This is a genomic window from Clostridium sp. D5 (genome assembly GCF_000190355.1).
Classification (GTDB): domain Bacteria; phylum Bacillota; class Clostridia; order Lachnospirales; family Lachnospiraceae; genus Faecalicatena; species Faecalicatena fissicatena_A.
In genome coordinates, this window is the sequence record NZ_GL870813.1 from 367,498 (window position 1) to 380,923 (window position 13,426).

The following is a 13,426-nucleotide window of genomic DNA, read 5'->3' on the forward strand; positions in this document are numbered from 1 at the left end:
CAATAGAATGTGATTAGTATCTGGAAAAAAAGATAGAATATACCATGAAACCTTATTCTGCTTACTTTTTACAGCTTTGCACTCTGTTTCGTAAACCTGTTTACGGATATCAGATAACTAACGGCAACCATAATGACATCCAGCAGGACAGTAAAGATCCAGAATATATATGGATGATTTCCTGTAAATAGCGGCATGATAATTTCATATAAATCAGTCAGCATGATTAACAGAAAGAGTGCGACCGGCAGGACCGTCGTGATCAGATAAATAATGGCAGCCGCATTCATTCCGGTGATAAAGCTTGATAATAGATTTACGCAAGTGATGAATATAGCACTCAGCCAGCCGCCAAGAAACAGCAGAAAGTATGTCTTCCAGGAAATATCTCCGGTAATGGCGTGATGCAGGATGCAGAAAATGAGCATTTCGGCCAGGTACAGGAGATGACAGGAAAATGCAGCTTTAAACCGTGATGTAACGATGTCCCTCTGTGTATAGGGCATGAGCCTTGCAGATATCATTCCCTTGTAATTGCTATCCAGGTCCTTCATGGTAGCCGGGAGTCCTGACATGCTGATTGGGGCCGCGATCACCAGAAAAGTAATGGCGCCGTAGATATTTCTCAGTACAAGCAGGAAAAATAAAAAATACACGATTTCCAGAATATATGTCACTTTGGTATTCTTTCTGTAATAAGTAAGCAAATCTCTGTACACTAATCCTGACATGTGATAACCCCCTTTATATAGAAAAGCATAATATCTTCGACAGTAGCCCGTTCGATAACCAGGTCCTGAAAATGGGCGAGAAGCGCCTGTTTATTACGGATAAGCACCTGTACGGAGTAATCTCCTTTTATATAGGCCAGATAATCATCGGGTGAAAGAGCTTCAAAAAAGTCGTTTCTGCAGTTCAGCACGCCATAGTGAGTGTCAATCTCTTCTTTTGACTTTATAAACCTGATCCTGCCTTCATGCATGAATATAATATAATCCGCGATTTTATCCAGATCACTCGTAATATGGGACGAGATCAGGACAGAATGCTTCTCGTCCAGGACAAAATCCTGAAGCAGCTCCAGTATCTCATCCCTGATTACCGGATCAAGACCGGATGTTGCCTCATCAAGTATCAGAAACTCCGGGTTGTGGGATAAAGCGATGGCAAAATTCAACTTTACATTCATGCCTTTTGATAATTCCCGCACCTTCTTGTCAGCCGGCAGATGGAATCTGCCAAGATATTCCTTGAAAAGATGGCTGTCCCAGTGCATATAGGAGCGCTTCATAATCTTGTCAATATCACTGCAGTAAAGGTGAGGAATCTGGTGCAGTTCATCCAGGACTGCTCCGATTTTCTGCTTGATCTCACGTTCGTGTTTTCTGAAGTCCATATCAAATACGCTGATATCCCCGCTGTCGATGGAGAGCATATTCAGAACAGCAGATATGGTGGTAGACTTTCCTGCTCCGTTTTCACCGATCAGACCGACGATCATACCACGGGGAATCGTAAAAGAGACATCATCCAACTTGAAATCTTTGTAGGTTTTGGTTAAATGGCTTACGCTCAGGATATTTTCTGTAAAATATTCCATAAATCAGTCCTCCTTGTAAAATAATTCGAGAATATTGAAAAGCCTGGTAAGCGGTATGCCGTTGCATTTTGCAATGTCAGCGGCTTCTTTGAGCTTTCCCTCCGCTATCCTCAGCTGTTCTTCTTTTATAAAGTCTTTGTTCTGGGCTGCGACAAATGTACCTTTGCCCGGGATTGTTTCTATAAAGCCGTCGCGCTGCAGGTCTTCGTAAGCATGCTGGGCAGTAATGACGCTGATGTGAAGGCTTTTTGCCAGCATGCGCATGGATGGCAGTGCGTCTCCTGCTTTCAGCTGACTGCTCATGATCATTCCCTTGATCTGGGATGTGATCTGCTCATAGATCGGCTTACCGCCGCTGCTGCTGAGAATAATATCCAAGTCTGCTCCCTCCTTCTGGTTTAGTCCGTTTATAAGCGTGCTTAACTGTACTTAATGTATAGGTACAGTATATACAAACAGAATGGAGGTGTCAAGAGAATGTTGAAATGAATAATTTGGAAAAAGCCAGGTATACTAATTTGTAAAATCCAAGCAAACTATAAATGGAAACGAGGGAAAAAGATGAATCAGGTAAAAGGCAGCCAGAGCATCGGCTTTGGAGAATCTCCCTATTTAATCAGCAGCGGCTCCGTTGTCGGGAGTAAAGAAGCGGAAGGACCGCTGGCAAAATTATTTGATATGACAAACCAGGATGATCTTTTCGGGGCAGAGACCTGGGAGGAGGCAGAAAGCAATATGCAGAAAGAGGCATGTGTGCTTGCTCTGGGGAAAGCACATATTACTCCGGAAAAAGTGCGCTATCTGTTTGGAGGCGATTTGCTCCGCCAGGGCATTGCGACTTCGATGGGGGTCGAGGCCCTGCAGATCCCGATGTTCGGACTGTACGGGGCATGTTCTACTTCCGGGGAAGCACTCGCACTCAGTGCAATGAGCGTCGCGGCCGGATACGGGGACTATATGCTGGCAGTCACATCCAGTCATTTCGGCAGTGCAGAGAAGGAATTCCGTTTTCCGCTGGGATATGCGAACCAGCGGCCTTTATCTGCGCACTGGACTGTAACCGGGAGCGGGGCATTTCTGGTGGGTACCGAAAAAAGCCATGTCCGGATCAGCGGAGTGACCGTCGGGAAAATCGTGGACTATGGCTTGAAGGATTCCCAGAATATGGGTGCCTGCATGGCACCGGCTGCGGCCGACACGATCGCACAGAACCTGCAGGACTTTGGCAGAAAAGTGGAAGACTACGATAGAATTGTGACAGGTGACCTGGGCTATGTGGGACAGGATATCCTGTTCGACCTGATGCAGGGAAGAGGCTATGATATTAAAACAAAGCATATGGACTGCGGTATGACGATTTTCGATCAACAGTCCCAGGATACTCATGCGGGAGGAAGCGGCTGCGGCTGTGCGGCGGTCACTCTGGCGGCATATATTCTGCCCAAAGTGAAAAAGGGTGAGTGGAAGAGAATTCTGTTTGTGCCGACGGGTGCGCTGATGTCCACTGTCAGCTACAACGAAGGAGCAAGTGTTCCCGGCATCGCACATGCCATTGTACTGGAACACTGTTAGTTTAATAGAAGAGAGGCGCAGCAATTAAGACTGCGTCCATACAGGAGGTTTTTATGGATTATTTAAAAGCATTCTTAATAGGCGGTATTATCTGTGCATTGGTGCAGATTTTATTGGACCGCACGAAACTTATGCCGGGAAGAATCATGGTTCTTCTTGTCTGCACCGGTGCCGTACTGGGTTTTTTGAATATTTACGAACCGTTCCAGAAGTTTGCGGGGGCAGGGGCAAGCGTTCCGCTGCTTGGATTCGGCAATGTGCTCTGGCAGGGCGTGAAAGAGGCTGTAGACCAAAACGGCTTTCTGGGAGTCTTCATGGGAGGGCTCAAGGCGAGCGCTGTGGGAATCTCAGCAGCATTGATTTTTGGATATGTGGCATCCTTTATTTTTGAGCCGCGCATGAAAAAATAAAATCCATATAAAATATATGTAAAATTATGTTGTTTTTTGTAAATGATAATGTTATCGTAATAGTGCGGGAAAATTTTATATAGCTGTATATTTTTAGGAGGAAACGTATGAATTACGTAAGCATTATTATCCCTTTTGTCGGTGGCCTTGGCATGTTTATATATGGTATGCAGATCATGGCCCAGGGGCTTGAAAATGCCGCCGGCAGCAAGATGAAGACATTACTGGAAGCACTGACGAAGAATAAGTTTTTTGGTGTTCTGCTCGGTGCTTTTATTACGGCCGTTATCCAGAGTTCATCAGCGACTACGGTTATGGTTGTCGGATTTGTAAATGCGGGGATTATGAATCTGACCCAGGCGATGGGTGTTATCATGGGTGCAAATATCGGTACGACAGTTACCGGATGGCTTGTATCCAGTGTGGAGTGGGCCAAGTTTTTAAGCCCGGGTAATCTGGCTCCGATTGCAATTATGCTCGGTGTTATTGTGATGCTGACAGGAAAAAGGCGTTCTACAAAAGATGTTTCAAGTATTATTATCGGGTTTGGTCTTCTGTTTGTGGGTATTACGACCATGTCATCCGCAGTTTCACCTCTGCAGGAATCAGAAGGATTCCGCAATATATTTGTAATGCTCGGCCACAATCCGTTTCTCGGAATTGTTGCAGGAGCGGTTGTCACTGCCATTATTCAGAGTTCTTCCGCTTCTGTGGGTATCCTGCAGAGTCTTGCGGCGGCCGGACTCGTTCCGTTTAATGCGGCGGTATATATTATCATGGGACAGAACATCGGTACCTGTGTGACGGCCATCATGTCCAGCATCGGCGCAAAGAAAACTGCAAAGACAGCGGCAGTCATGCACCTTTTATTCAACATTATAGGAACGGTCCTGTTCAGTGTGATAGCGATTGTATTCTTCAAAGTGATCTATCCGAATGCAGGAGGCGGTATTATTACACAGACCGAGATCAGTACGGTGCATACAATCTTTAATATCGGCACCACGGTTATTCTGTTCCCCGTTTCCGACTGGATCATCAAACTTGCCAAGAAGCTGGAAAAGGAAGACGACCGGGAAGTGGACGAGAGCCGTGTACTTCTGGACGACAGAATCCTGGAGACTCCTGGTATTGCCCTGCAGTCTGCAGTCAGTGAAGTTGTCCGTATGGGGATGATCGTAAAGGGAACTCTGGAGAAGTCTAAAAATGTTATGTTTACGAAAGACTATCAGGAGATTTTGGAAATTAAAGAAGAAGAGAATGTTGTGGACAGGCTGTGCAGCGGTATAACGGATTATGTGATCAAGATCAGCGCCCTGTCCATCAATGAGAAGGAGCATCAGCATATAGCAAGCATCCTTCAGACACTGTCAGACATTGAACGTATCAGTGATTACTGTGAAAATATTTCCGAGTTCGCTGAAACGCTGCAGGAAAGAAAAGCGGAATTTTCAGGGGTTGGCACTGCCGAACTCAAAGAGATGATTAATGTCTGTATAGACAGCTATATCTATGCAATAGAAGCATTTGAAGAAAACAGCAAAGAAAAGGCAATGAAGGTAATTGAGAAAGAGAGCCAGGCAGACGACCTGGAAATCCGCCTGCGTACGGAGCATATGAAACGTCTGGCAACAAATCAGTGCAATACGGATGCAGGTATCGTATATCTGGACGCATTGGTATGTCTGGAACGTATCTCTGATCATTCAAGAAACATTGCAGAAGAAGTACTTACAGTTGCAAATTAACCCGAAGGGACTGCCGCACGAAACCGCTGAGAGCGGGATGGTGCGGCAGTCCTTCTAGTCATAACCACCAGCTTAGCCGGTGTGCTACATCCTTTTTCCACTTACCATATGCTATCTATCTTCTATACCTTGACGCAAAAACGATATGATACTTACAATTCCACTTAGGTCAGTTTACAAGGAACTACGCGCAGACCGTGAAACGTGAAACGGGCCACTGACAAAAAGTAAAAGGGGGCTTGAGTTTTTCAAGTCCCCAGTGTATAATTTACTTAGAAGTAATCAAAAGACATTTGTCGGTCTGATGATTGAACTTCGGATAACTGAGTAATTTATAGTTACTAGCTATCCTCTATTGCGAGTAGAGGATAGCTATTTTTTGTTCTGATGGTTATCTATGTAAGCAAGCGCTGCAAAAATCACCAGCACCAACGTCAATACTTCAAGAGTATCCATGCCTCATTTCCTCCTTCGTTTATTTCCGAAGGAAACCACCAGACTATCCTCTGACTTCTGTTCAACTATACGTTTTTATTTTATCATGTAGCCAAGGTTAATTCAATCAAAACAAATTGTAGTTTAAACCTTAGCTTAGGTCAGTTGTAACAGTTCAGGCAGGCCTGAACTGTTACGCATCCAGCCCATTGAAATTCGCCTACGGCGAAGGGCTGGATGCCTGCCGCCACTATGTTTTCGTACGGTCAGTTTACAAGGAACTACACGCAGACCGTGAAACGGGCTGCTGATAACAAACGGCGGTATGCTCCCGATAAGGGGCATACCGCTTGTTTGTTGCTTAGATTATTACAGCTTGGATTATACTTTGTTTAACATGCATTCAATTATTATAATTTCAGGGCTTCATCCAGCATTGCTGCAATATTTTCCGGTGGAACGTCGTCTAGTATCGTTCCCTGGCTCGGAGAAAGAACAAGCCCGGTAGGAAAGATCTCACGCAGTTCACGGACTTTTGCCCGGACTTCTTCAGGGGTGCCATTGGGAAGCAGTTCCTGGATATCCACACCGCCGCAGAAAGAAACTTTGTCCCCATAAGCTTCTTTGATCCGGCGTGGATCCATCCCGGCAGCAGTAGCCTGAAGCGGATGGATAAAATCGGCCCCGGCTTCAATCAGTTCCGGCATAGCATCAAAAATTGCACCGCAGGAATGGTAGATGACTTTTACTCCGTAACTGTGTGCCTGATCAATAATCTTTCTTGCCCCCGGCATAACAAATTTATGAATCATTTCCCGGGATAATAGAAGTCCCAGCTGACTTCCGAAGTCATTGGCAATGATAATTGCATCCAGCATTCCCTTCGTGGCTTCGAATATAACCTCATTAGCTTTCAGATAGAAATCCACGATTTTATCATCAACGGCCATGTAAATCTCGGGATTGGCAACCATGTTCATCAAAGCCGTTTCCATACCGAAAGCGGCGCAGGTATCCTGGAAGTGGGCGCTCCATACCTGTGCAAGAGTGGCACGGCCTTTCGGTGCCAATGCACAGCGGCGTCTTACTTCTTCTGCATCAATATATTTCCTGGGGTCCGGCCAGTCGAAAAAGTCCAGATCACAGGGCTCCTGGGCATCTCTAAAACAGCCGTCGGCCGTCAGGGTCCGGTGATCAGGATCCACATTTGAGCCGTTCCGGTACCAGTCAAATGCAGCCGCTATGCTGGTGGCATAGCCGGAATCATAAGGGATATCAAAAGCATATACATCATCGCCTGCTTTCACCTGCAGTTCGTGCCAGTTAGATACTCCAAAATACTGGCAGAGTATATCAATTTCCTTTCCTATTGGTGCGCTCATCCATATTGGGGGCCTGTCTAAAGGCTGCCTTGCAGCCGCAGCAAGAAAACGTTCTTTACCTGTCATTTTATTAATCTCCTTTCGTTTGAGTACTCAACTCCTTTAACCTTATATTAGAAAAAAACGGGGCTGTAAACAAGACACTGGAAAATAATGAAATAGTATGAGAGTATTATTTCTTAGAAAGAAATTGACGTATATTTCGTTCAAACTTATAATGAAATAGTATAGAAGTAAAAAAGAGATGGGAGATGCGGCTGTGGAGTATATTAAAGATGCCCCTTTCGCAGATGTGTTTATCTGCAACGGCGAATTAGATTTTCATGATTATTATTACATATCCCCTATCCAGGAGGAAGAAGACAGTATTTATTACCGTGTCAACAGAACCGGAATAGAATCCCGGATTCCCAGCCTGTTTTTCGTGGAACGGGACAGCACCATGATCTGCTGCGAGGTGTTCTGTATTTTTTCGGGTAAGGGACAGCTGACTTTCCGGGGCAAGTCCTATGAATTGGGAAAGAATCAGGTGATCGTATTGCCTGCGGGAGAGGAGCATTCGTACCGAAGTAATGAATCAGAGCCTCTGGGAATGTCCTGGGTAGAGTTCTACGGAGGCGACAGCAGGAGACTGACACGCCACATTGTGGATACCCAGGGCCCCGTGATCGAAGGAATGGTATTTTCAGACGCCTCCGCGGCTTTGGGAATCTTACAGCAGAAACTGATGATCGATGAGCGCCAGAACGTTTCCAGAGAGATTTACAGCCTGCTGCTGGAAATATTAAAAAATGAGAACCGCTACGCCATGGCCGAAATATCTCAGGATGTAAAAGCAAACTTTTCCCGCGTGGAAGCCTATATAGATGCACATTTAAAGGACGGAATCACAAATGGTAAGATGGCGGATGTGTGCGGGATCAGCCTGCCCTACTTTATCAAACAGTTTAAGATCATCTACCGCATGACTCCGCAGGAATTCGTCATGAACAGAAGACTCCGCAAGGGAAAGCAGATGCTGATGCAGACGAGACTTCCGGTAGACGAAATATCGGAAATACTGGGATTCTGCAACACAAGCCATTTCATACGCCGCTTCAGAGAAAAAGAAAAAATGACTCCGGCGCAGTATAGGGGGGCTTATCGGATTGAGTAGGTTCGCCTGCCGGGAGTCAGCCGGGGGAGGGCGGGACACGTCCGGGTATTTCGGATGCGGTCCATTTGCTAAGTCCCCCTAATATCAAAATCGGACGCCCACATGGGATCGCCGGCATTCACCGTGGAATTCTGATGAATTCCGCGGCTCAGGCCGGCTTAGAATCTGCTTCGGAAGCAGATTCTACCCATGTGGGCGTCCGATTTTGATATAAGGGGGACTAAGCGCATTCTATGCATCCCGAAATACCCGGACGTGTCCCGCCCTCCCTCCCCCGGCTGACTCCCGGCAGGCTGGGCTGCATCAGGGCGGTAGTGCCCCTATACTGTAGGTGGGCGCAGACGGGGAAGGTGGATCAATTCGCAGATGCATCGCGCTGCCGCTGCTGGTAAATTTTTGTATTCAGCTTTTTATCAAATTCAGAGCCTTTACTTATACGCCACTTTAATTTAGAGTATATTTTTATCTATACGCTATTCCCCGTATATCATCATTATCTCTGGAAATACTATCTAGTAATTGTTATCCTGAGGCGGTTGTTCTACTATCTGTACACAATCAAAATTGGCCCATGCTATTCCCGCCTGTCGATCATACGGATCCACAGCCCCCGTTACCTTTCGTTTCGCCCGTACGGTCCACCGCTCCACTCCTCCCGGCAGGAGCCACCCAGCTTTGCGGAAGGGGAGGCGGGATGCACCGGGGAGGCCTGTGCATCCCGTCTCCCCTTCCGCAAAGCGCCCCTCTTTTTTTCATTTAACAAGGATTTAACATTGTGGTGATTTCAAATTTTACATTGATTTTATATGATTGCACTGTGAAGAAAATGATTCCAGAAAACGGCGGGTAATCACCCGCAGATTATTTTTAAGAAGTAAAGGAGAATTGTGAAATGAGAATGAAAAAGTTTATTGCAGTTTTATCTATGGTTAGTATGCTGGCGGTTGCAGCAACAGGATGCGGCAGCGACAAGAAGGCAGAAGGAGATTCTGCGGACGCAGGTACAGATACAAAGACAGAGCAGAACGACGCTTCCTGGGACAGCTCCAACGATATTACAATTGTATCCCGTGAGGACGGTTCAGGTACAAGAGGCGCATTTATCGAGCTGTTCGGTATTGAAGAGAAAAATGGTGATGAAAAAATAGATATGACAACGGAGGAGGCTCAGATTACAAACAGCACATCCGTTATGATGACAACAGTGGCAGGCGACGAGTATGCGATCGGGTACATCTCACTTGGTTCCCTGGATGACAGCGTGAAAGCTTTAAAAATCGACGGGGCAGAGGCAACTGCTGAGAATGTAAAGTCTGGTACATACAAAGTATCCAGACCGTTCAACATTGCAACGAAGGAAGACCTGGACAATGAGGTGGCAAAAGATTTTATTAACTTCATTATGAGTGAGGAAGGCCAGGCTGTTGTGGAAGAAAATCATTACATCGCGGTTGATGATGTAAAACCTTTTGAGGGAACAAACCCGTCAGGTAAAGCGGTAGTCGGCGGTTCTTCATCCATATCACCGGTTATGGAAAAACTGATCGAAGCTTACAAGGCTGTTAACGCGAATGCGGAGATTGAACTCCAGACAACTGATTCTACAACAGGTATGACATCTGCTGTCGACGGAAGCTATGATATCGGAATGGCATCCAGAGAACTGAAAGATACAGAATTGTCAGAGGGACTTCAGGCAACAGTTATCGCAACAGACGGAATCGCAGTGATTGTGAACAAGAACAGTACAATAGATGATCTGAGCAGCGAGCAGGTAAAAGCAATCTATACCGGCGAGGCAATCACCTGGGATGAAGTGGTTGAATAAAGCATATAAACCTGACCAAGACGAGGTAATCAAATAAATGAAATCAAAAGCATGGAATGAGAAATTCATGCAGGGAGTGTTCTTCATTGCCGCCTGTGCTTCGGTGCTGGCGGTAGCTCTCATTTGTGTCTTTTTGTTTGCAAATGGGGTCCCTGCAATAAAAGAAATCGGATTTGTAAAGTTTTTAACCGGGGAGATGTGGAAACCGAACAATGATATATATGGAATACTCCCCATGATCGTCGGCAGTATTTATGTGACGGCCGGGGCAATTATTGTAGGTGTGCCAATCGGTATCCTGACATCTGTATTTATGGCAATGTACTGTCCAAAAAAGATTTACAAACCGCTGAAGGCGGCTACAGAACTGCTGGCAGGAATTCCTTCCGTTGTATATGGCTTTTTCGGACTTGTGGTTCTGGTTCCGTGGATGAGAGATCTTGGCAGAACCTTAAAAGAGTTGGGTCTGACAAAGAGTAGCGGAAATGGAAGCAGTATTTTAACAGCCTCCGTTCTTCTGGGAATGATGATTTTGCCGACCATTATCGGGGTGACAGAGTCGGCTATCCGTTCGGTGCCGCAGCATTATTATGAGGGAGCCCTGGCACTTGGGGCAACTCATGAGAGAAGTATTTTCCGGGTGATTATGCCGGCAGCCAAGTCCGGAGTGATTGCGGGAATTGTACTTGGAGTCGGACGTGCGATCGGTGAGACAATGGCCGTAATCATGGTGGCCGGAAATCAGGCCAGAATGCCCGCAGGACTTCTGAAGGGTGTCAGGACCCTGACTGCGAATATCGTGATTGAGATGGGATACGCCACAGATTTACACAGGGAAGCACTGATCGCGACAGGTGTGGTTCTGTTTGTATTTATCCTGATTATCAACTTCAGTGTCGCACTGTTAAATGGGAGGTCCAGCCGTGAGTAATCAAACAACATTCAGTCAAAAATTGAAAAATTACCTGCATCACCCGGGATCTTTTATTATGATGCTTCTGGTTCTTCTGGGCGCAATCATTACTTTTGCGGTACTGATTTTCCTGATTATCTATATACTGGTGCATGGAGTTCCTTACATTAAACCCTCTTTATTTTCCTTCACCTATACATCGGACAATGCATCTTTGATGCCGGCGCTGGTGAATACGGTGACCATGACCCTGCTGTCCCTTGTTGTTGCCGTTCCTCTTGGTATTTTCGCGGCGATCTTTCTTGTGGAATATGCGAAAAGGGGCAACAAATTTATGGGGATTATCCGCCTCACGACAGAAACCCTGTCTGGCATCCCATCTATCGTATACGGCCTCTTTGGAATGCTGTTCTTTGTAAATACGCTGGGATGGGGATTCTCCCTTCTTGCGGGTGCATTTACGCTGGCCATTATGATCCTGCCGCTGATTATGCGTACCACAGAAGAAGCGCTCAAAGCGGTGCCGGACACTTTCCGGGAAGGAAGTTTCGGATTGGGCGCAGGAAAGCTTCGGACGGTGTTCCGCATTGTGCTTCCTTCCGCCATACCAGGTATCCTTGCAGGTATCATTCTTGCAATCGGAAGAATCGTGGGAGAGACTGCGGCATTGATGTACACCGCAGGAACCGTGGCAAATATACCTTCCAGCGTGATGGGCTCCGGGAGAACACTGGCCGTGCATATGTATAATCTGGCGAGCGAAGGTCTTTATATGGATCAGGCATACGCCACAGCAGTCATCCTTCTGATTCTGGTAGTTGGGATCAATGCATTATCCAGTGTCATAGCGAAACGGTTAACAAAAGCATAAAGTAAGGGCAACCCGCCATCCATGCCATAAGACGGGAAGCAGCAAAGCTGCAGAATAAGGATAAGAAAGGAATCAGACATGGGAAAAATAAGTATCAAAAATCTGGATTTGTATTACGAAGATTTCAAAGCCCTGAAGGATGTAAATCTGGAGATAGAAGCAAATAAAATTACAGCGTTTATCGGGCCAAGCGGGTGCGGTAAATCGACTTTGTTAAAGTCCATCAACCGGATGAACGATCTGGTTGAGGGCTGCCGTATTGAGGGAGAGATCCTGCTGGACGGTGAAAATATATTCAGGGGGATGGATGTCAACCTGCTTCGCAAACGTGTTGGAATGGTGTTCCAGAAGCCGAATCCGTTTCCGATGAGCATTTATGACAATATTGCTTTTGGACCGAGAACCCACGGCATCCACTCCAAATCAAAACTGGATGATATTGTGGAAAAGTCACTGCGCAGCGCGGCGATCTGGGAAGAATGCAAAGACCGGCTGAAAAAAAGCGCGCTTGGTATGTCAGGAGGACAGCAGCAGCGTCTGTGTATTGCCAGGGCACTGGCCGTTGAGCCGGAGGTTCTGCTGATGGATGAACCCACATCTGCGCTGGATCCGATTTCCACATCTAAAATAGAAGACCTTGCGATGGAATTGAAAAAAGATTATACTATTGTTATGGTAACGCATAACATGCAGCAGGCAGTGCGTGTTTCGGACAATACGGCGTTTTTTCTTCTTGGTGAGGTAGTAGAATACAATGACACGGAGAAGTTATTCTCCATACCCGCGGATAAGCGGACAGAAGATTATATTACAGGGAGGTTTGGATAAAAAATGCGGAATAGATTTGACATGCAGTTACAGTTACTGGATGAGCAGCTTACCCACATGGGAGAGCTGTGTGAGATTGCCATTGCGAAGGCCACAAAGGCTCTGGAGGAGTGCAACCTGGAACAGGCCAAAGCAATCATGGAGGCCGATGAAGAGATCGACCAGATGGAAAAAGATATTGAAAGACTGTGCCTGAAGCTTCTTTTGCAGCAGCAGCCTGTGGCAAAGGATCTGCGCAGAATTTCAGCGGCGCTGAAGATGATTACGGATATGGAGCGGATCGGTGACCAGACAGCGGATATTGCGGAGATTGTAATTTCTTCCAAACACAATACTGCTACAGACATTAAGGAAATCGGTATTATGGCTGCGGCGGCAAGCAAGATGGTGAGGGACAGTGTGACTGCGTATGTGACAAAAGACCTGGAGCTGGCTAAAAATGTTATGGATGCCGACGATGATGTGGATCATTTATTTGATACGATCCGCAACGAGCTTGTAGATTATATCCGTGCAGAAAAAGGAGAAAACGGAAAGAGAATCTTTGACCTGATTATGGTGACAAAGTATCTGGAGCGTATAGGCGACCACGCAACCAATATCGCCGAATGGGTTGAATTTTCTATCACGGGAGTCCACAAAAACGGGATGACCCTGGGAGTAAACCAGATAAAGGAGTGACA

Annotated in this window: 13 protein-coding genes; 9 read left to right on the plus strand and 4 right to left on the minus strand. The window is 46.2% G+C overall.

The window, feature by feature from the left end; all coding sequences use genetic code 11:
- Nucleotides 1-68: 68 nt before the first annotated feature.
- Genes HMPREF0240_RS13445 through HMPREF0240_RS13455 form a run of 3 tightly spaced genes read right to left on the minus strand, consistent with a single transcriptional unit; the run spans nucleotide 69 to nucleotide 1,978 of the window.
- Entirely contained in the window at nucleotides 69-731 is a 663-nt protein-coding gene (locus tag HMPREF0240_RS13445; RefSeq protein WP_009003963.1) for an ABC-2 transporter permease, read from the minus strand.
- Nucleotides 719-1,600, minus strand: coding sequence for an ABC transporter ATP-binding protein (locus tag HMPREF0240_RS13450; RefSeq protein WP_035313417.1), 882 nt, complete (start codon nucleotides 1,598-1,600; stop codon nucleotides 719-721). The genes HMPREF0240_RS13445 and HMPREF0240_RS13450 overlap by 13 nt, the downstream gene beginning before the upstream one ends.
- Before the next feature lie 3 nt (nucleotides 1,601-1,603).
- On the minus strand, nucleotides 1,604-1,978 hold the full coding sequence (locus HMPREF0240_RS13455) for a GntR family transcriptional regulator (RefSeq protein ID WP_009003965.1): 375 nt from the start codon (nucleotides 1,976-1,978) through the stop codon (nucleotides 1,604-1,606).
- Between the two features lie 183 nt (nucleotides 1,979-2,161).
- On the opposite strand from HMPREF0240_RS13455, the gene HMPREF0240_RS13460 reads away from it, so the two are divergent.
- From HMPREF0240_RS13460 to HMPREF0240_RS13470, 3 genes are all read left to right on the plus strand, one after another.
- The gene (locus HMPREF0240_RS13460) at nucleotides 2,162-3,172 is read left to right on the plus strand and encodes a stage V sporulation protein AD (RefSeq protein ID WP_009003966.1); all 1,011 of its coding nucleotides are present in this window, start codon (nucleotides 2,162-2,164) and stop codon (nucleotides 3,170-3,172) included.
- A 53-nt stretch (nucleotides 3,173-3,225) separates the two neighbouring features.
- The gene (locus HMPREF0240_RS13465) at nucleotides 3,226-3,582 is read left to right on the plus strand and encodes a SpoVA/SpoVAEb family sporulation membrane protein (RefSeq protein ID WP_009003967.1); all 357 of its coding nucleotides are present in this window, start codon (nucleotides 3,226-3,228) and stop codon (nucleotides 3,580-3,582) included.
- 107 nt (nucleotides 3,583-3,689) lie between these two features.
- Nucleotides 3,690-5,330, plus strand: a complete 1,641-nt coding sequence (locus tag HMPREF0240_RS13470; RefSeq protein WP_009003968.1) for a Na/Pi cotransporter family protein — start codon at nucleotides 3,690-3,692, stop codon at nucleotides 5,328-5,330.
- 845 nt (nucleotides 5,331-6,175) lie between these two features.
- Here the strand turns inward: HMPREF0240_RS13470 and HMPREF0240_RS13475 are convergent.
- Nucleotides 6,176-7,213 carry a uroporphyrinogen decarboxylase family protein gene (locus tag HMPREF0240_RS13475; RefSeq protein WP_009003969.1) on the minus strand — a complete coding sequence of 346 codons (1,038 nt, stop codon included), beginning with the start codon at nucleotides 7,211-7,213 and terminating at the stop codon, nucleotides 6,176-6,178.
- 193 nt (nucleotides 7,214-7,406) lie between these two features.
- Between HMPREF0240_RS13475 and HMPREF0240_RS13480 the strand changes: the two genes are divergently transcribed.
- The 6 genes from HMPREF0240_RS13480 to phoU all read left to right on the plus strand — a co-directional run bounded on the left by HMPREF0240_RS13480 (nucleotide 7,407) and on the right by phoU (nucleotide 13,424).
- Entirely contained in the window at nucleotides 7,407-8,303 is an 897-nt protein-coding gene (locus HMPREF0240_RS13480; RefSeq protein ID WP_198137799.1) for an AraC family transcriptional regulator, read from the plus strand.
- A gap of 898 nt (nucleotides 8,304-9,201) precedes the next feature.
- The gene (locus tag HMPREF0240_RS13485) at nucleotides 9,202-10,131 is read left to right on the plus strand and encodes a substrate-binding domain-containing protein (RefSeq protein WP_347462603.1); all 930 of its coding nucleotides are present in this window, start codon (nucleotides 9,202-9,204) and stop codon (nucleotides 10,129-10,131) included.
- Between the two features lie 37 nt (nucleotides 10,132-10,168).
- Nucleotides 10,169-11,062 carry a phosphate ABC transporter permease subunit PstC gene (gene pstC, locus HMPREF0240_RS13490; RefSeq protein WP_009003972.1) on the plus strand — a complete coding sequence of 298 codons (894 nt, stop codon included), beginning with the start codon at nucleotides 10,169-10,171 and terminating at the stop codon, nucleotides 11,060-11,062.
- Nucleotides 11,055-11,915 (plus strand): phosphate ABC transporter permease PstA, encoded by an 861-nt coding sequence (gene pstA / locus HMPREF0240_RS13495; protein WP_009003973.1) that lies wholly within the window; start codon nucleotides 11,055-11,057, stop codon nucleotides 11,913-11,915. The genes pstC and pstA overlap by 8 nt, the downstream gene beginning before the upstream one ends.
- A gap of 78 nt (nucleotides 11,916-11,993) precedes the next feature.
- Nucleotides 11,994-12,743 (plus strand): phosphate ABC transporter ATP-binding protein PstB, encoded by a 750-nt coding sequence (gene pstB / locus HMPREF0240_RS13500; protein WP_009003974.1) that lies wholly within the window; start codon nucleotides 11,994-11,996, stop codon nucleotides 12,741-12,743.
- Nucleotides 12,744-12,746: 3 nt separating this feature from the next.
- Nucleotides 12,747-13,424, plus strand: a complete 678-nt coding sequence (gene phoU, locus HMPREF0240_RS13505; RefSeq protein WP_009003975.1) for a phosphate signaling complex protein PhoU — start codon at nucleotides 12,747-12,749, stop codon at nucleotides 13,422-13,424.
- Nucleotides 13,425-13,426 lie beyond the last annotated feature (2 nt).

Bases quoted from the DNA above. Each gene is read 5' to 3' on its own strand.
- HMPREF0240_RS13445 (WP_009003963.1), bottom strand. From the start codon at position 731: ATGTCAGGATTAGTGTACAGAGATTTGCTTACTTATTACAGAAAGAAT.
- HMPREF0240_RS13450 (WP_035313417.1), bottom strand. From the start codon at position 1,600: ATGGAATATTTTACAGAAAATATCCTGAGCGTAAGCCATTTAACCAAA.
- HMPREF0240_RS13460 (WP_009003966.1), top strand. From the start codon at position 2,162: ATGAATCAGGTAAAAGGCAGCCAGAGCATCGGCTTTGGAGAATCTCCC.
- HMPREF0240_RS13465 (WP_009003967.1), top strand. From the start codon at position 3,226: ATGGATTATTTAAAAGCATTCTTAATAGGCGGTATTATCTGTGCATTG.
- HMPREF0240_RS13470 (WP_009003968.1), top strand. From the start codon at position 3,690: ATGAATTACGTAAGCATTATTATCCCTTTTGTCGGTGGCCTTGGCATG.
- HMPREF0240_RS13475 (WP_009003969.1), bottom strand. From the start codon at position 7,213: ATGACAGGTAAAGAACGTTTTCTTGCTGCGGCTGCAAGGCAGCCTTTA.
- HMPREF0240_RS13485 (WP_347462603.1), top strand. From the start codon at position 9,202: ATGAAAAAGTTTATTGCAGTTTTATCTATGGTTAGTATGCTGGCGGTT.
- pstC (WP_009003972.1), top strand. From the start codon at position 10,169: ATGAAATCAAAAGCATGGAATGAGAAATTCATGCAGGGAGTGTTCTTC.
- pstB (WP_009003974.1), top strand. From the start codon at position 11,994: ATGGGAAAAATAAGTATCAAAAATCTGGATTTGTATTACGAAGATTTC.
- phoU (WP_009003975.1), top strand. From the start codon at position 12,747: ATGCGGAATAGATTTGACATGCAGTTACAGTTACTGGATGAGCAGCTT.